Annotated in this window: 14 protein-coding genes and 1 riboswitch; of the genes, 6 read left to right on the forward strand and 8 right to left on the reverse strand. The window is 27.7% G+C overall.

Going from position 1 to position 18,461, the window contains the following annotated elements; all coding sequences use genetic code 11:
- Positions 1-103: 103 nt before the first annotated feature.
- Together FAY47_RS06135 and FAY47_RS06140 are read right to left on the reverse strand one after the other, a co-directional pair.
- Positions 104-763 (reverse strand): TVP38/TMEM64 family protein, encoded by a 660-nt coding sequence (locus FAY47_RS06135; protein ID WP_143315707.1) that lies wholly within the window; start codon positions 761-763, stop codon positions 104-106.
- Positions 764-814: 51 nt separating this feature from the next.
- A complete protein-coding gene (locus FAY47_RS06140) occupies positions 815-2,581 on the reverse strand; it encodes an aminopeptidase P family protein (protein WP_143315709.1) in 1,767 nt (588 codons plus the stop codon).
- Between the two features lie 316 nt (positions 2,582-2,897).
- Between FAY47_RS06140 and FAY47_RS06145 the strand changes: the two genes are divergently transcribed.
- On the forward strand, positions 2,898-3,929 hold the full coding sequence (locus FAY47_RS06145; protein WP_143315711.1) for a PocR ligand-binding domain-containing protein: 1,032 nt from the start codon (positions 2,898-2,900) through the stop codon (positions 3,927-3,929).
- 57 nt (positions 3,930-3,986) lie between these two features.
- Here FAY47_RS06145 and FAY47_RS21155 read toward each other — a convergent pair whose 3' ends face one another.
- The 4 genes from FAY47_RS21155 to FAY47_RS06155 form a co-directional block, all read right to left on the reverse strand.
- The gene (locus tag FAY47_RS21155) at positions 3,987-4,121 is read right to left on the reverse strand and encodes a hypothetical protein (protein WP_279232040.1); all 135 of its coding nucleotides are present in this window, start codon (positions 4,119-4,121) and stop codon (positions 3,987-3,989) included.
- A 112-nt stretch (positions 4,122-4,233) separates the two neighbouring features.
- Positions 4,234-4,368 carry a hypothetical protein gene (locus FAY47_RS21160; RefSeq protein WP_279232041.1) on the reverse strand — a complete coding sequence of 45 codons (135 nt, stop codon included), beginning with the start codon at positions 4,366-4,368 and terminating at the stop codon, positions 4,234-4,236.
- A gap of 73 nt (positions 4,369-4,441) precedes the next feature.
- Complete coding sequence (locus tag FAY47_RS06150) at positions 4,442-5,440, reverse strand: alkaline phosphatase family protein (RefSeq protein WP_143315713.1); 999 nt, start codon at positions 5,438-5,440, stop codon at positions 4,442-4,444.
- Entirely contained in the window at positions 5,441-6,496 is a 1,056-nt protein-coding gene (locus tag FAY47_RS06155; RefSeq protein ID WP_143315715.1) for a histidinol-phosphate transaminase, read from the reverse strand.
- Positions 6,497-6,629: 133 nt separating this feature from the next.
- Positions 6,630-6,824: riboswitch (cobalamin riboswitch) on the forward strand.
- A gap of 114 nt (positions 6,825-6,938) precedes the next feature.
- Here FAY47_RS06155 and FAY47_RS06160 point away from each other — a divergent pair.
- Genes FAY47_RS06160 through FAY47_RS06180 form a run of 5 tightly spaced genes read left to right on the forward strand, consistent with a single transcriptional unit; the run spans position 6,939 to position 10,416 of the window.
- Positions 6,939-7,694: an energy-coupling factor ABC transporter permease gene (locus FAY47_RS06160; protein ID WP_143315717.1), complete on the forward strand. Its 756-nt coding sequence runs from the start codon at positions 6,939-6,941 to the stop codon at positions 7,692-7,694.
- On the forward strand, positions 7,694-8,002 hold the full coding sequence (locus FAY47_RS06165) for an energy-coupling factor ABC transporter substrate-binding protein (protein ID WP_143315718.1): 309 nt from the start codon (positions 7,694-7,696) through the stop codon (positions 8,000-8,002). The genes FAY47_RS06160 and FAY47_RS06165 overlap by 1 nt, the downstream gene beginning before the upstream one ends.
- Positions 7,986-8,750, forward strand: a complete 765-nt coding sequence (cbiQ, locus tag FAY47_RS06170; RefSeq protein ID WP_143315720.1) for a cobalt ECF transporter T component CbiQ — start codon at positions 7,986-7,988, stop codon at positions 8,748-8,750. Before FAY47_RS06165 ends, cbiQ begins: the two co-directional genes overlap by 17 nt.
- A gap of 19 nt (positions 8,751-8,769) precedes the next feature.
- Positions 8,770-9,609 (forward strand): ATP-binding cassette domain-containing protein, encoded by an 840-nt coding sequence (locus FAY47_RS06175; RefSeq protein ID WP_143315722.1) that lies wholly within the window; start codon positions 8,770-8,772, stop codon positions 9,607-9,609.
- Positions 9,610-9,624: 15 nt separating this feature from the next.
- Positions 9,625-10,416 (forward strand): sirohydrochlorin cobaltochelatase, encoded by a 792-nt coding sequence (locus FAY47_RS06180; RefSeq protein WP_143315724.1) that lies wholly within the window; start codon positions 9,625-9,627, stop codon positions 10,414-10,416.
- Between the two features lie 280 nt (positions 10,417-10,696).
- Here FAY47_RS06180 and FAY47_RS06185 read toward each other — a convergent pair whose 3' ends face one another.
- Both FAY47_RS06185 and FAY47_RS06190 read right to left on the reverse strand, forming a co-directional pair.
- Positions 10,697-16,270, reverse strand: a complete 5,574-nt coding sequence (locus FAY47_RS06185; protein WP_143315726.1) for a condensation domain-containing protein — start codon at positions 16,268-16,270, stop codon at positions 10,697-10,699.
- Positions 16,271-16,296: 26 nt separating this feature from the next.
- Positions 16,297-18,461 (reverse strand): condensation domain-containing protein (locus tag FAY47_RS06190; RefSeq protein WP_143315728.1); only part of this gene is annotated, 2,165 nt, incomplete at its 5' end.

The following is an 18,461-nucleotide window of genomic DNA, read 5'->3' on the forward strand; positions in this document are numbered from 1 at the left end:
TCTCTGTGTTTTCTGCTATTATCTATATTACTATTATATAAATTTAGCGCCTAAAATGGAAAGTGCCACTATTAAATAAAATTCTTTAATTAGTGGCTCTAATCTAATTATCTTTCTTTCCTTTCATGACTTTCTTAGAAAAAATAGTTACTATTATAATTATCAGTAGTGGAAGAAAAAACTTCCAAGAAAATGGATTTCTAAAATTCTTTCCTAAAACTGAATAACATATAGTTTCAATTGAAACACCGAGTACTGAAGCAGCTAGGAATGAACTAAATTTCATATTTGTAAATCCGCAGGCATAGCTTAATGGATCATAAGGAATTACTGGTAGTAACCTTAAAAGAAATAGAATTCTAAATCCATCTTTCTTCATATTATCATCTAACTTTATGAATCTTTTACCTATTATACTCTGTACAAAATCTTTTCCCAAAAATCTAGCTAAGTAAAATGCAATAGCACCTGAAATACCAAATCCAATCATAGATAATATTGATCCTTTAACTGGTCCAAACAACACTCCACTAACAATAACTAAAACATTACTAGGTATCACAACCAAAAAAGGTTTTATTGCATATATAAGTAAATATATTGCTACTGCATAAGGTCCTTTATCAGCAATAAAATGTACTATTTTCTCAACCCTAAGTCCTCTTATAAATCTCCAGTTAGTTGCAACAATTATTATTGCTACTACAACAATACATACAAATATTAAAAATTTAATTTTTTCTAATTTCTTATTATTGCTCATTAATTTACCTCACATAAGTATCAAGCGTCTAATTCTAGCACTAAGCTTTTACTACACCTCTCTAGTAACTTTACTTAAGAAATCTCTTTCTTCCTCATTTAAGTGTTGTGATAACTTATCATAAACCATCTTATGATATTCATTCAACCATGTTTTTTCATCATCAGAAAGCATATTAGCATCTATTCCATCTAAGTCTATAGGTGCATATGATATTGTTTTAAACTTATAAAATTCCCCCATTTCATCATCCTTAGATGATTTTGTTACAAGTATAACATTTTCTGTTCTAATTCCATGTTTACCTTTTTTGTATACACCAGGTTCATCTGTTACTATCATACCAGGCTCTAATACTGTTGTATTACCTTTTTGTCTAAATCCTTGTGGACCCTCATGTACATTTAAGAAAAATCCTACTCCATGACCTGTACCACATTTATAATCCATTCCATAATCCCATAATGGTCTTCTTGCTAAAGTATCTAAATTTTCACCTGTAGCACCTTTTAAAAATATTGCTGAAGCCAGTGCAATATGAGCTTTTAATACAAGAGTAAAATCTCTTTTTTCCTCTTCAGTTAATTTACCTAATACAAAAGTTCTTGTTATATCAGTTGTTCCATCTAAATATTGTGCTCCTGAATCTACAAGTAGCATTCCCTCTGGTCTTAATTCATATTGACTTTCTACTGTAGCTGAATAATGCATCATGGCAGCATGATCTTTATACCCTGCTATTGTATTAAAGCTAAGCCCCTTGAAATTTTCTCCCTGTGATCTAAACTCTTCAAGTTTATCTGAAGCTGAAATTTCAGTAATTTTTGTTTTACCTATATTTTCTTTAAGCCATTTTATAAATTTAACCATAGCTACTCCATCTCTTATTTGAGATGTTTCTATATTTTGAATTTCAACTTCATTCTTAATTGCCTTTAAAGAAGTTGTTATATTTAAGTGTTCAATTATCTTCACTTCTTTTGATATTAAAGAATATATTTTAGCATTTACCTTTTGTGCGTCAATTATAACTGAATTTTTAATTTCTTCTACACCTTTAAAAATCTCTAAATATTCTTTTATACTAACTCCCTGTTCTAAAAGTTCTTCACGAACAGTTTCTGATACTTTTTCATTATTTATGTATAAAAAAGCATCTTTATCTGTTATTATTGCATAAGCCAAACTTACTGGATTATAAGGTATATCATTACCTCTTATGTTAAAAGTCCAAGCTATATCATCTAATGATGTAAGTATGTAATTTTCTCCACCTAGAGATTTCATTTCTTTTCTTACATCTGAAAGCTTATCTTTTGTAGATTTTCCAGAATATTTAACTTCATGAATAAATATGTTTTCCATAGGAAATTTAGGTCTATCTTTCCAGGCTTCATCTAAAATATCTTTTTCCATCATTATTTGAAATTTATTTTTCTCTGCTATAGATTTATATTTTTTAAATTCAGTAGCTGAAATAACAGTACTATCAAATGCTAATTTATCATTTTCTTTTACATTATCTTTAATCCATTCTTCTATTGTAGGGTATCCTGGTGTAGCTATTTTCATAAGTTCTATACCACTTCCCTGTAATTCTTTTTCTGCTTGAATGAAATATCTCCCGTCTGTCCATAAAAAAGCTTTTTCTTTTCCTACTAATAATGTTCCAGCTGAACCAGTAAAACCAGAAATATAGGCTCTTCCTTTATAATATTCAGGCACATACTCACTTTGATGTGAATCTGCACTTGGAATTATATAATAATCATAATTATTTTTCTTCATTTCTTCCCTTAAACTTTGCAAATTGTTCATAACACAACATTCTCCTAACAAATTAAATTTTCTATATTTTAAATACATATAATACTAGTATATCCTACTATTGCATCCTTTTAAATATATTATAAAGAATCTTATTTCTCTACATTATTGAGCGGATATAAAATATATAGTATAATTATTTTATTAAAAATATCTTTCATTTCTTTTCTATTGAATATAGATCATTTCTAAAACAAAAACTATTTACTTTTTATTTTATTATTATAAAAATTAAATTTCAAATTTATGCTCTACTTTACATTATATATTAACTAAAATTAAATAGAATATCAAAAGGAGAATAATTATGAATGAAGAAAAAACAATAGACTTATCGGAAATCAAGCTACAAGATGTTTTGGATATCAACCTTTTGCAAAAATTCCAAGATAATTTTGCTGAAAGTATGGACATAGCTAGTGTAACTGTAGATATTAATGGTAATCCTGTTACTACTCCAAGTTCTTATACAAGTTTTTGTCTTAATCTTACACAATCAACAAACATAGGCAAAAGTCGTTGTGCTGAATCTCACAGAAAAGGAGGAGAAGAAGCAGCTAGAACTGGTAAACCATATATCTATACATGTCATGCAGGGCTTATTGATTTTGCTGCTCCAATAATGGTAAATGGAGTTCAAATAGGAACAATCCTTGGTGGACAAGTTTTAACACATGCTCCTGAACACGATTCATATAGAAACACAGCTAGGGAAATAGGTGTAAACGGAGATCAATACATAGATGCTGTTAACAATGTTAAATTAACAACAGAAAGAAATATAAAAGCTGCTGCTGAAGTTTTATTTATTGTTGCGAATTCTTTATCTCAAATAGGATACCAACAATTAAGCATAAAGAATATGTCAAACGAATTAAATGATAATTTTTCACAGATTTCTGCAACCATGGAAGAGCTATCAGCAACCTCTATCACTGTTACTGAAAATCAACAAATACTAAATGATGAAATTATAAATGTTCAAAAAGTATCTGAACAAATTAATACGATACTTGATTCCATAAAAAGCATTGCTGACCAAACAAAGATGTTAGGTCTTAATGCAGCAATAGAAGCTGCAAGAGCTGGTGAAGCTGGAAAGGGATTTGGAGTTGTTGCTACTGAAATAAGAAATTTATCTCAAAATTCAAAGGAAACAGCTATGCAAATAGTAAACCTTACCAATGAAATTCAATCGTCTATGAAAAAGACTCTAGATATTTCAGACTCAACTTTATCTAATACAGAGCAACAATCTGCCGCTATTCAAGAGGCTAATGCCAGTATTGAAGAATTAGTAGCTTTTACATCCGAATTAAATAGAATAGCAAATGCTTAATAAAAAGAACTATATAAGTTATAATACTTATATAGTTCTTTTTATTATTATACCAAATTAACTCCATTGATTATTAACTGCTGATTTTTTATTCTTTTTATTATCCTTTCCACTTGTACATCCACAAGAAGAAGTATCAACATTTTGTGCTGCACTGCTAGTAGCTGAATTGTTTGATTTTTTATGACTCATAACATTATCCCTCCTAATCAACTTCATTATTATTTTTACCACTAGGCAAATATAAATCCTATGAAAAGTTTATTTTTTTTGTAAAATTACTCCATAAGTTTTGCCATTATACTTATTCGTCTATTTCATTGCTTTCTGTTCTTTTTCCAGACTTTCTATTCTCTTTTGGATTATGGCCACCTTCATTAGCCGTAGAACTTCCACCAGCTTGTATTCTTTGTTGTTTTCTAGTTTTTCTATTTGTCATAATATTCTCCCTCCTAATCAATTTCATTATTATTATTACCTATGATTGTAATATCAATGCTATAAAAACTTACTCAACTTCCCTGAAAACTACAATTCCTGTTAATCCACTTTTGGGTTTCTACATTATTGTTATAAATGTAATATTTTACACAATCATTTATATGCTCACCATTTTCTGAACTAGTTCCATGATCTGATGTTACTATAAGGGATGTATCTTTTTTTAAGTTTCTTATTAAATATCCAATTACTTCACAATCTATCTTTTTCATAAAATTCAATTTTTCATCAATATTTCTTCTATGAGCACTCTCATCTCCACCGTTGATATGTAATAAAACAAAATCATATTTAAATGATAATTCTAAAGCTGTTTTTGCCTTTATATTCAAGTCTGTATCCACATCTGCTGTGGTACCTGGCAAATCTGGTGTAAACATCTTAATTGTCCTGCCAATGCCCTTTACAATTTCTGTTTTACAAACTACTGCACCATTTATATTGTGCAAACTATAAAAGCTTGGAAATTCCTCTTTTACAGATTGTCCCCAAGGATATAAGTTGTATTTATAAATTAGTTTCATCAAAAAATTTGTAAACTCTAAGTTTTCACAACTTGGTAATATCTCTGTTATTAATTTACCTATATTCTGATGAGGTTCAAAAGTCTTTAGTGATTTACAAAACTTTCTTCCATCTCTAACTATAAGCAAATTCTTATAACTTCCCATATCAATTAACTTGAAATTACTAATTTCGCTAATGTCTTTACTTGAAACTTCGTTACTAGACACAAGTTTTCCATTTTTTATCTTTATATCATTACACCTAAGTATTAAGTCATTATCTTTAATATTTTCACCTAAAGCAATAGCTTCTAAATATGCCCTTCCTTTAGGTATTTTTTTATATGGTATTCCTAACATGTTCATTATACAAGTTAAACTATTTACTTCCATTCCTTGTGGAGTATTATTTATACTGCCAGATAATTTAATTTTTTTTATATTTTCACACACATTGTAATCAGAACTCAGCGCTCCATCGATTACAACCATTATTACTGACACCTAAACCACTCCTATCTTTTTCAAACAATCAATTAAATAAATATTATCTTTCTCCCCTTTCACTGCAATTCTAAAAAAGCCATCCCCTAAATTTTTATAGTTCCTACATGACCTTATAAGAACTCCATGTTCCTCTAGTTTAACATTTAGCTCTTTATCATTTGCTTTAAAGAAAATAAAATTTGCTTTTGAATCAAAAACCTTAAATCCAAGCTTTTTTAACTCATCAATTAAGTATTCCCTATTAACTTCTATATTTTCCTTACTCTTTTTAACATATTCCACTTCATTTAAAGCAGCAACTCCACATTTACTAGCTACAGTAGAAACACTCCAAGGTTGTCCAATTGCATTTACTTTATCTAAAATCAATTCATTTGAACATATCATATATCCAAGCCTTATTCCAGCCATGGCATAAATTTTTGTAAAAGCTTTTAATATTATGAGATTTTTATACTTATCAATAAATTTTGAAATACTATATTCCTCTTCATCTTTTAAAAAATCTATAAAACATTCATCTACAACCAAAATCACATCCTTCTCTTCACATCTTTTAACTATTTCAATCATCTCTTTTGACTTAACCGGAATACCTGTGGGATTGTTTGGATTGCAAATAAACATCATGTTAAGATCTGCTGTAATATAATCTAAAATGTCCTTTTCTATATTAAATTCTTTATTTTCTTTTAGGTCATAATATTTAATCTCTCCATCTATATATCTTATGGATTCTTCATATTCTGAAAAAGTTGGTGCTATTAATAAGGTTTTCTTTGGCTTTAATGCAAGGACTACCTTAAAAATTATATCTGCTGCACCATTGCCACAAATAATATTATCTGCTAATGTAGATTCATGCTTAGCTATAGCTTGTCTTAGTTCTCTGCATAATGGATCAGGATAATTCATATAATTATCTAGATTGTTTACTATAGCTTCCTTTACTGAGTTTGGTAACCCAAAAGGATTTATATTAGCAGAAAAGTCTACAATTATCTTAATATTTCTTTCACTATATACATCTCCACCATGAACAAGTTTTTTCAAAATACTTACCTCCCAAATAACTTTTATTATAAATACTATTATGAACAAATATCACATTTAAGTAAATAAGGAACATGAAAATAAAAAACTTCCTAATATTGACGCTTGTCTGTATTAATGCTAGAATTTATAAGACAATTTAATATCAATAGGTGCTCATCTATAATATTTTGTAGATAGAGATAATAGGGAAATGGGTGAAAGTCCCATACGGTCCCGCCGCTGTAATGGAATAGTAGTAATCAAATATATCACTGTGAATAATGGGAAGATAGATTACTATTTTGACCCCTAAGTCAGAAGACCTGCCTATTGATACGAGACTATATAAAGTTACGGAGTATAACTTTGTATAATAGAATAGAGCTTCATCTCTATTTTGTTACGCCTTTTTATACTCTCAAAGGGCGATTTTTTTTGTTTAAAAAAGGGGGAGAATTAGATGAATAAAAAAGAAAAGAGCTTTTTATTACTATCTGTAATTATATCTATAACTTTTGGAATTGGTAAAAATACAAATGCTATGCATATAATGGAGGGGTATTTGCCACCTGCATATTGTATACTTTGGAGCGCATTATGCATTCCGTTCTTATTTCTAGGTTTGATTTCAATTAAAAGAACTATTAATGAACATAGAAAAACACTTCTAATTCTAGCTATGGTTGGCGCTTACTGTTTTACACTTTCTGCACTTAAAATACCTTCTGTGTCAGGTAGTAGCTCACATCCTACTGGTACTGGTCTTGGAGCTATATTATTTGGCCCTGCTGTAATGAGTGTTGTAGGCATAATAGTTTTATTATTTCAAGCAATATTACTTGCACATGGGGGATTGACAACTTTAGGCGCAAATACCTTTTCCATGGCAATTGCTGGTCCTATATTATCTTATATAATTTATAAAGTATCACTTAAAGCAAAAATTCCTAAGATGATTGCTATATTTTTAGCTGCATCTTTAGGAGACTTATTTACTTATTGTATTACCTCTATTCAGCTAGCACTTGCTTATCCATCGGAAGTTGGTGGATTTATGGCATCTTTAATTAATTTTATGAGTATATTTGCTATTACCCAAATTCCATTAGCTATCATTGAAGGAATCTTAACTGTTATTGTTATTATGGGACTTGAAAGTTATGCAAAATCTGAACTTAAGGAGCTTGGATATTTTAATAATGGAGGCATAAATTAATGGGCAAAAAAAAGACTGTTATAATATTACTCTTAATTTGTATTCTTATTGCTTCAGTACCATTAATATTAGTTAAAAATTCTGATTTTGCTGGTTCAGATTCCTTAGCTGAGGAATCTATATCTCAAATTAATCCTTCTTATAAAGCTTGGGCATCACCTATTTTAGAACCACCTGGTTCTGAAACCGAATCATTATTATTCAGTCTTCAAGCTGCTATTGGAGCCGGTATATTAGGTTATGGATTAGGTACTTTAAGAACTCGCGCAAAACTTACAAAGGAAAATAGAAATGATAACAATAGATAAATTAGCATATAATTCAAACTTACGCCATAAAGATCCAAGTCTAAAATCTTTTTTTGCTATAAGTATTCTTTTGATTTGTGTCATAGCTCGTTCAAATATTATATCTTTAGTTACATTAGTTTTAATGGGAGCTATTACTTTGCTTTATAATAATATTTCCTTAACTTATTATTTAAAACTTTTAACTGTTCCCTTTTTATTTTTATTACTAAGTTCAGTTGCAATAATATTTAATATTACTACTTATCCATTAGATTTATTTTCATTAGAATTTGGAAGTCATTATCTAGCTATAAGTAGTAATTCTCTATTTTTTACTATAAATTTAATCCTTACAGCTATTAGTTCTATATCTTGCTTATATCTTTTAACATTAACTACGCCCTTTACAGATCTACTTAGTGTTTTTAAAAAAATTCATTGCCCTTTTATCATAATAGAGCTAATGCTATTGATTTATAGATATATTTTTGTTCTGCTAGATATTGCATTAACTATTCAAACCTCGCAAAAATCTAGATTAGGTAATAAAAACTTTAAAACCTCACTATATAGTATGAGTCAAATGCTTTCTGTCCTACTAATTAGATCTTTTAAGAAAGCTTCCACTCTTTATGATTCAATGGAATCTCGATGCTATAATGGAGAAATTCATGTATTAAATGAAACTTACGAAATATGTACAAAAGATATTTTAGTTGTAATCTTAATTGAAGTATTTATTTTAGCACTTGCTATATTAGTATAAATTCAAGGAGTAACATATTATGGATAATGTTATTATAAAAGCTGAACATCTTTGTTATACCTATGAAGATGGCTCTAAAGCACTAGATGATGTTAATATTGAAATCACAAAAGGAGAAAAGATTGCAGTTATGGGTTCTAACGGATCAGGAAAATCTACTTTTTTTCTTTGTTTAAATGGAATACACAAACCTCAATCTGGAAGCTTATTCTTTAATAATTCACCTATAAACTATTCAAGAAAAGGTCTTATTGATTTGAGAAGTAAAGTTGGAATTGTATTTCAAGATCCAGATAACCAATTATTTTCTGCAAATATATTTCAAGAAATATCCTTTGGATTATTAAATTTAGGAATTAATGAAAAAGAGGCTCGCTTAAAGGTTGAAAGTATAATTGAAGATTTAGATATCTATCCTTTTCGTTTAAAACCAACTCATAATTTAAGTGGCGGACAAAAAAAGCAAGTGTCTATAGCTGATATTTTAGTTATGGAACCAGAAGTAGTTCTGTTAGATGAACCAGCTTCAGCTTTAGATCCTAAACATACTGATATGATTTATGGTATTATTAATAAATTAAGCGATAAGAGGATAACTGTTATAATTTCTACCCACGATGTTGATCATGCATTTAAATGGGCAGATACAATAGTCCTATTTCATGAAGGAACTATCTTAAAAAAAAGTACTCCAGAAGATATTTTTAAAGATAACGAACTTTTATTAAAAACAAATTTGAAAAAACCTGTGATTTTAGAATTGTTTGAAAGTCTGTGTAAGAAAAACCTCTTAGCTTCTTCTCTACCAGTGCCTAAAACATTAGAAACTCTTCAATCATATATTGAAAATATTAATTAACATAGGGAGGTAATTATGTCGCAAGTTTGCAAAAAAGGTCTTCTTGTTGTAAGTTTTGGAACAAGCTATAATTATACAAGAGAAAAAAATATTAAAGCAATTGAAGATGATATACACAATAACTATCCAGATTATAAAATATATCGAGCTTTTACAAGTAATATGATTATTAGAAAAGTATTTAAAAGAGATGGTATTAAAATTAATACTGTAGTTGAAGCTCTTAATACGATGAGAGAAGATGGTATAGAAGATTTATTAGTACAACCCACTCATATACTAAATGGTGTAGAAAATGATTTAATGATTGAAGCTTTACATAAATATAGACATTATTTTAATTCTATAAAGTTGGGCAATCCTCTTTTAACTACTCAAGAAGATTATATTAACCTAATTAATACTATATCTGAAGAATTTAGTTATATGAACCAAGATGCAGCACTTGTTTGTATGGGACACGGAACTACACATTATGTAAACACTACATATGCTGCTTTAGATTATATGTTTAAGGAAAAAGGATTTAACAATATATTTATAGGAACTGTAGAAGCCTATCCAGATTTTGATGTAATTTTAAAATCTATAAAAGCTTTTAATCCTAAGAAAATTATTCTTATGCCTCTTATGGTAGTTGCAGGAGATCACGCTATAAATGACATGGCTAGTACAGATGAGGATTCATGGAAAACTCAATTTGAAAATGAAGGTTTTTCTGTTAAATGTGTTCTAAAAGGCCTTGGCGAATATCCAAGTATCAGAAAAATTTATGTAGATCATGTTTCTCGTGCTAAAAATCTTTAATAACCAAAGAATAAATATTCTAAACCATATATATGGTAATATTCCAAACCATATATATGGTAATATTCTTCAGAATATGCTAAAATAATGCGAGTTCTAAAAACCTCACTTCAATAACACGTCATCTTATTTTAAATTTCTGGTAAACTTCTGGCTAAAAAAGCATAGCCAATCCTTAAAATATAAGTAAATTAACTAAAAACTTATAAAAAGGAAACTATGACTATGCTGAACAATCAAGAATATATTATATTTAATTCTTTGTTTTTAGAATTTCAAATTAGAACATGCTACTTTTTAACTCTTCAGTAAATAAATTTTTAATTTTTTCTTCTTCTTTATCAAAATTTAAAAATACTGATATTCTAAGCATATCATCATAACATCTTGCATTAAACTGAATTCTTGGAATAAATCCAAGCATTTCATTATTATTTTCTAAAATTAAATTTTTCATAAACTCGTCTTCATCTTTTTTAAATTTACCTTGAAAATTGAAAATTATGGACTTTTCTAAAGAGTGATTTTTCATAAGGTATTGTACTTTCTTATTTTCTAAGCTTTCTTTCCCAAATAAGAAATTAAAAAAGTTAATTCCATGTTTTGATGATATATTTACTTTATCTTTGGCTTTTTCCATAACTCCTCTATTATCTTTGTCATCTTCATATCCCAATATAGGTATTAAATCAATAAATTCCCCAATTGTATTAAAGTATGTTTTTTCTTTATATTTTCTTCCATACCCTATCATATATATTGGAACTTTAGAAATCCCAAAGTGCTTTTTACAAACTCGATTCACAAGTTCTAATGATACTGCTGAAGGATCAAATTCAGAGTTAGTCTTTTCCATACCACCTAAGTTTATATCATAATTAAACGCTGCTATTTTCGATGGCTCATATTCTGGAGATGTTTCTTCTATTTTTGATAAATACTTTTCAAATTCTTTTAGTTCAAAAGCATCTATTATTTCTTCTTCTGTAATAGATTGTGCTCCCCCTCTTACTTGCTCTACATAACGTTCATAACTCTCAATTTCTACATCATTAATATCTTGGCCACTTTCAAGAATATCGTAATATTCAAATATCTTTCTTGATATAATCTCACTACTCATGGCATCAAATATAGCATGCGAAAAAGGTAAAACTAAAAGGTAATCTTTTAAGTTTTCTCTTACCAATAACATTTTATATAAAAGAGAATTTTCTTTTTTATATCCTTTTATAAAATATTGTTCTATACTATCTTTTAAAAACTTACTGTTAAAATCTAATGCAAATTCAGATAAATCCACATAAGGTATTGAAAGTTTTTCTGGGACACTATATTCTTCCCAGAAATATTCTTCTTTTTCTTTTACTAATATACTTCTCAATAATCCTTGTTTTGAAACCAAATGTAATATTGCTTTTTCTAGAATATTCATATCTAAATAACGTTCAATTCTAATTGCAATACCAGATTTTTCTGAGTACTTTATATGAAATTCTTGACAAGGAGCAATCTCATATCTTTTTAATATGTCTTGTGTAAGTACAGCATCATTAAACTTAGATTCTTCTTGTTCCACTTTCTCCATTAACTCTTTACTTTTTTCTATTAAAAGTTCATTTTTTAAATTTATGCTTTCTGAAAATTGCATTGGATCCATTTGCATAGATATTTTTTCAGATAACTGCATCATAGATATAGCTCTTATATAATGAGGATATATGCTTTTATGCATTTTTTCTTTTATAAATTTAGTTATTTCATTTAACTCTACTGTTTTTGAATTATCTATAAATAAAACATAATATTCTTTTTCTTCAACATTATACTTTATAAATTTATTTCTAACTGTAAATTTATCTGTTATAGCTTTTGAAGCTTTCTCAACATCATTTATCAAGCCATTCTCATCGCCTAAAATTCCCAAGTATTCAGAAATCTTTTTTATACTTGAATATTGGAATATATCATTTATTTTCAAGCTCATTCCAATTTGCTCACATTTTAAGACAAATCTTATTGCTTTTAATGAGTCTCCTCCTAGCTCAAAAAAATCTTCATTTATTCCAACATTGCTTATTCCTAATACTTCTTTCAATATATTTGCAAGTTTTTCCTCTAATTCATTTCGAGGTGACTCAAAAGATATTTTTTCATTTACATTATTAGCTAATTTAGATAAAGCTTTTTTATCTATTTTTCCATTTGCATTTATTGGCATATCATCAATTTGTATAAAATATGCTGGAATCATATAATATGGTAATGTTTTTGATAAAAACTCTTTTAAATGCTGAACTTGTATTTTTTCATCCGAAACTATATATGTATAAATGCTTTTATCTTCATTTCCTGTTTCCTTTACTACAAGTGCAACTTCTTTTACTTTTTCATATTTTAGAATTTGACTTTCTATTTCCTCTAGTTCTATTCTAAATCCTCTGATTTTTACCTGATTATCTATTCTACCTAAAAACTCTATATTCCCATCTGGTAACCATCTTGCCAAATCTCCAGATTTATATATTCTTTCTCCATTTTCAAATGGATTTTCTACAAACTTCTCTTTTGTTAAAGATAAATTATTAACATATCCTCTTGCTAACCCAGTTCCTGAAATACAAAGTTCTCCTGGTATTCCAACTGGTTGTAAATTTTCATCTTTATCTAAAATATATATTTTAGAATTTGACACAGGTTTTCCTATTGGAATGTTTTCATACTTTCCATCCACAACGAAACTTGTTGTAACTACTGTATTTTCTGTAGGTCCATAATTGTTAATCAAATCATATTCTTTATTGAAATATTTCTTTAACTTATCTCCTCCAGCTAGAGCTTTTCTTAAACTTTTAAAATTACATTCTTCCATAAGTTGCTCACAAATTTGAGTTGGCAAAAAGCTTATAGTAATAGAATTATCATTATAAAATTGTTCTAATTTTTTTATATCCAATTTTATATTATTTTCAATTATATAAATAGTAGCTCCTGAAATGATGTAAGGGAACATTTCCCACACAGAAGCATCAAAACCAACCCCTGCATATTTTGTACTTCTATCATTTTCAGTTACTTGAAAATATTCATTATGCCAAAAACATAAATTAACTAAAGACCTATGTTCTATCATTACTCCTTTAGGATTACCTGTAGTTCCTGATGTATAAATTACATATGCTAAATCACTAGATTTAGCTAAAGATTTAGTATAATTTTCACTATATTCTTCTAAAATACCTCTACCTAGCTGACATTTATGTTTTTTAGCTACAATTTTATTGTCCACTTTTTTGTCAATTTCAAACAAGGCATCATATCTAAATTTAGTTAATTCATTTTCAATTGTATGTATTTTATCAGTAAACTTTACACTTTTCACTTCTTTAACATCTATAACTATATCTTCAAAGAAGCTTCTTGAAACAAAAAGTTCATTTGAGAAATCAGTTTTTGTTCTATAATTTAAATTTGAATGGGTATCCTTAAATTCTATTAACGATTCAATTAAATTTGATTTTAAATCCTGATCCATTACATCACCAATAAATAGAATTCCTTTTTCTCCTATCTTATCTACTACTTTATCTATTACTTTTCTTAAATAGTTATGTCCATGAAAACATTGTATTACACTATTTATAATTACAATATCAAAATTATCATCTTCAAGTTGATCTATCTCTCCTGCTTGAAGGCATGCTAATTTGATATTTGATATTTGTTCTTCTTTTACCCTCTTTTTATTTTTCTCTATAATATTATAAGAAAGGTCTGTCCCATAATACATATTTACTAATGGAGCTATTTTAAACATACTTAAACCTGATGCACAACCTACTTCTAACACTCTTACATTTTTATTCAAATATGGCTTAAGCTTTTTAAATATATTACTTGAGTATTCATCCATTTCTTCTCTGCTTAGATCTTCACCAGTGTAACTATTTTTCCATCCGCCACCTTCTATATCGTCATTTGCACTATCTGCTACCTGTTGCCAAAGTCGTGTATTCATTAACTCATTTTCTTCCTTTTCTTCAGCTTCATACACATTTTCTTTGTCTAAACATATATATGTATCAAATGTTTCACATTCCCACTGAAGTCTATTTAATACCCTTATATGTTCTGTGGTTGATAGCATTAGCTTTATTTTAGCATCATCAATTATATATTTTATTCTTTCCTCTGGATATTCTGGATCAATTGGAACATAAGCTCCTCCTGCTTTCAATATACCTAATATTGAAATAAGCATTTTTTCACTACTATCCATTAAGACACCTATTAAAAAATCAGACTTTTCATTTTCCTGTTTTTTAATATAATTGGCTAATCTATTTGACTTTTCATCTATTTCTTTATATGTAAATTCAATTCCTTTAAATACAACTGCAGCCTTATTAGGAGTTCTATTAACTTGCTCTATAAATAATTCATGAATTGTTTTATCTTTAGGATATAAATTCTCTATATTATTGAAATCAAATAATATTTTTTGTTTTTCTTCCTCTGTTACAATTCCTATATCCCTTATTTTTACTTCAGGATTTTCAATGATTTCAGATAAAACTTGTTTCATATGATCTTCTATATTTTTTATATCTTCTTTTTTATAAACAGTTTCATTGTAGCTAAGACGAATCTTTAACTTATCTCCTGGAACTACAATTATATTAAAGTCATAATTTATTTGTTCATATATATCAATATCAGCAACTTTAAATCCTAATAAATCTTTGTTTCCAAAGAAACTATTAATATCATCTTGTAAAGGATAATTTTCAAAACCTACTAAATGATTTATAAGATTATGCTTTAAATCTGTATTTGACTGTATTTCTGATAATGGAACATAATGATAACCAGTTGAGGAAGTTGATTCTTCATGAATTTTCTTTATTAATTCTATGAAATTCATTTCTTTATCACAATTTATTCTAACTGGAATGGTATTTACAAATAGTCCTACCATTTCTTCAATTCCTTTTATTTCAGGAGGTCTACCAGATACTACAGAACCAAATACAATATCTTTAGTATTATTATACTTTTGCAGAACTATCCCCCACAGTGATTGAAAAACAGTATTTACTGTTACTTTATTTTCTTTTGCAATTAATTTTAACTTATCTGTAAGGTTTTCTTCCATTTCAAATATATGCTCTTTTAATACATATTGTTTTTTGTCAACACTATTTGAAAAATTAGGAACTATAGTTTCTTTTTCAAGACCTTCAAGATACTTATTCCAATATTCAATTGCTTCCTCTTTATTTTGTTTATAGAACCATTGTATATAATCATTGTATGGATAAATTTCTTTCTCTTCTAAATCTTTATTTTCTTTTAGACTTACATATATTTGAAATAATTCTTTAAATACAATCCCTAAACACCATCCATCCATTATAATATGGTGAAAACTTAATGCTAAACTAAATGAATTAGAATCTTTCTTTATTACTGATATTCTTATAAGGGTATCTTTGGTTAGATTAAACCCTCGTTTAATATCAGCTTTTTTAAATTCTTCTATATAAGTCTTTTTTTCTTCTTCTTCTAGATTTGATATATCTTTAAAAGTTATATCTGAAGCTCTTTCTGCTAATACAACTTGCTTTGGTTTTTCAATCTTTTCATATACAATAGCTGTTCTTAAAATATCATATCTCTGAAGCAATATGTTAAAACTTTTTTGTAATACTTCTATATCGATATAACCATCTAAATTAAGCACAATTTGCTCAAAATACACGCTTGAGCTTTTATTATCCATAGCATGAAATAACATTCCCTCTTGCATTGGTGTTAATGAATATATTTTTTGAATTTTATTATTTTTTCTCAATTAATACATCTCCTTCTTCATATAAATTAATCAAATAAATCATTTATAAAATCTAGTTCTTCAATTGAAAGCATATCATCATCACCAAAATCACTTGGAGTTAATTCAACTGTATCTTTATCTAAACAATGAGCTAATATATTTTCTAAATTACTTATATAATTATTTGCAAAGATATTTATTGTTTCTTCATTGTATTCATTTTTATTGTAGCTAATCTCTAGTATCAATTTACCTTGTGATACTTTTCCATTTATCTCAATAGAATGTTCTTTTTCTAGTTTTTCGCTTATAGCTTGTCCTGTAGACATAGAAGAAATACTAAATATTGGTGAATCTTCTTGAATATCAAACTGTCCTAAATAATTGAAACATATCTCAACTTTTTTATTAAAATCATTTTCTTGTTTATTTTCAGCTTTTGTTAAGTACTTCAATATGCCATATCCTATTCCCTTATTAGGAACATTTCTTAAAGTTTCTTTTATTTTTTTTATTTGATATGCTATTTCTTCTGATTTTGACATATCAAATACTACAGGATACATTGATGTAAACCATCCTATTGTTCTTGTAATATCTATATCTTCTATTATTTCTTCTCTTCCATGGCCTTCTAAATTTATAAGTACATTATTTTTTCCTGTCCAATTCTTCACTGTGAAACATAAAGCAGTTATTAATATATCATTTATTTCTGTATTATAAGCCTTATTTACATCCCTCAATAACTGTTTAGTTTTTTCCTCTGTTAACGAAACTTGAACTACTTTATTGTCCAGCACCATATTTTTCTCTATGATTTTATCTTTTGGTAAAGGCTCAACATACATATTTTCTATAGATGTCCAATAGCTTATTTCTTTTAATGCTTTTTGACTATTTGCATAAAGTTCAAGCTTTTCAGCCCATTCTTTATAAGAATTTGTTTTCCTTGGAAATTTTATCTCTTCATTGCACAATTCCTGTTTATACCCTGAAGCTAAATCTTCCAATAGTATTCTCCATGATATTCCATCTACTACCATGTGATGAATACCAATTAGCAAATATTCTCCTTTATCTGTTTTGAAAATTTCTAATGCAAATAATGGGCCATTACTTAAGTTTATATTTTTATGTAGTTTATTTGCTTCTTCTTCCATTACTTGTTCAAAATTCAAATTATCTCTCAAATCTTTTTCTATAATGTCTATTTCAGTTTCTTCTATATGATTACAATACTGTAATACTCCATTTTCATCTTTTGTATATTTCATTCTTAGAACATCATGATGCTCAATTATCTTTTTAAACACTTTTTTAATAACATTTGGATCAAATTCATTTTCACTATATAGCATAACAGCTTGATTAAAATGGTTTATATCTTCTGTTTTCTGCTCTAAATACCATTTTTGTATTGGAGTTAGAGGTACTTGTCCACTTACAGTATCTTGCTTTATCTGTTTATTAACTACTTTTACTTTCTTAGATATTTCCTTTATTGTAGGATTTTTAAGCAAATCTTTTATTTCTATTTTTAAATTTATTGTGTTCATACGAGATACTATTTGTATTGCTTTTATTGAATCCCCTCCAAGATCAAAGAAATTATCATTAATCCCTATCCTACTTATTCCTAAAACTTCATTCCATAAGCTTACTAAATTTCTTTCTATTTCATTTGTAGCTTCTTCATAAGTTTTTCCTGTATTTATACTTCCATCTGGCATAGGAAGCACTTTTCTGTCCACTTTTCCATTACTTGTTATAGGCATTTTATCAATTTGTATGAAATATGAAGGGATCATATATATTGGTAATAAATCTCCTAGATATTTTCTTAATTCTGCTACAGTTAATTCTTCTTTTGCCACTATATATGCACAAAGATATTTATTTTTTCCTTCATCTTCCCTTGCTATAACAAAAACTTCTTCTATAGATTCATGTTTTAATAATTGATATTCTATTTCTCCAATTTCAATTCTATAGCCTCTTATTTTAACTTGATGGTCTTTTCTTCCTAAGAATTCCATATTGCCATCTTGCATCCATCTAGCCATATCCCCTGTTTTATATATCTTTTCATTTCCCTCTTGTACAAATGGATTTGCTATAAACCTTTCATTTGTCTGCTTTAAGTCATTTGCATAGCCTTCTGCAAGACATTCTCCTCCAATATACAAGTCTCCAGCTACTCCCATTG

This window comes from Clostridium sp. HBUAS56017 (assembly GCF_007115085.1).
Lineage (GTDB): Bacteria > Bacillota > Clostridia > Clostridiales > Clostridiaceae > Clostridium > Clostridium cibarium.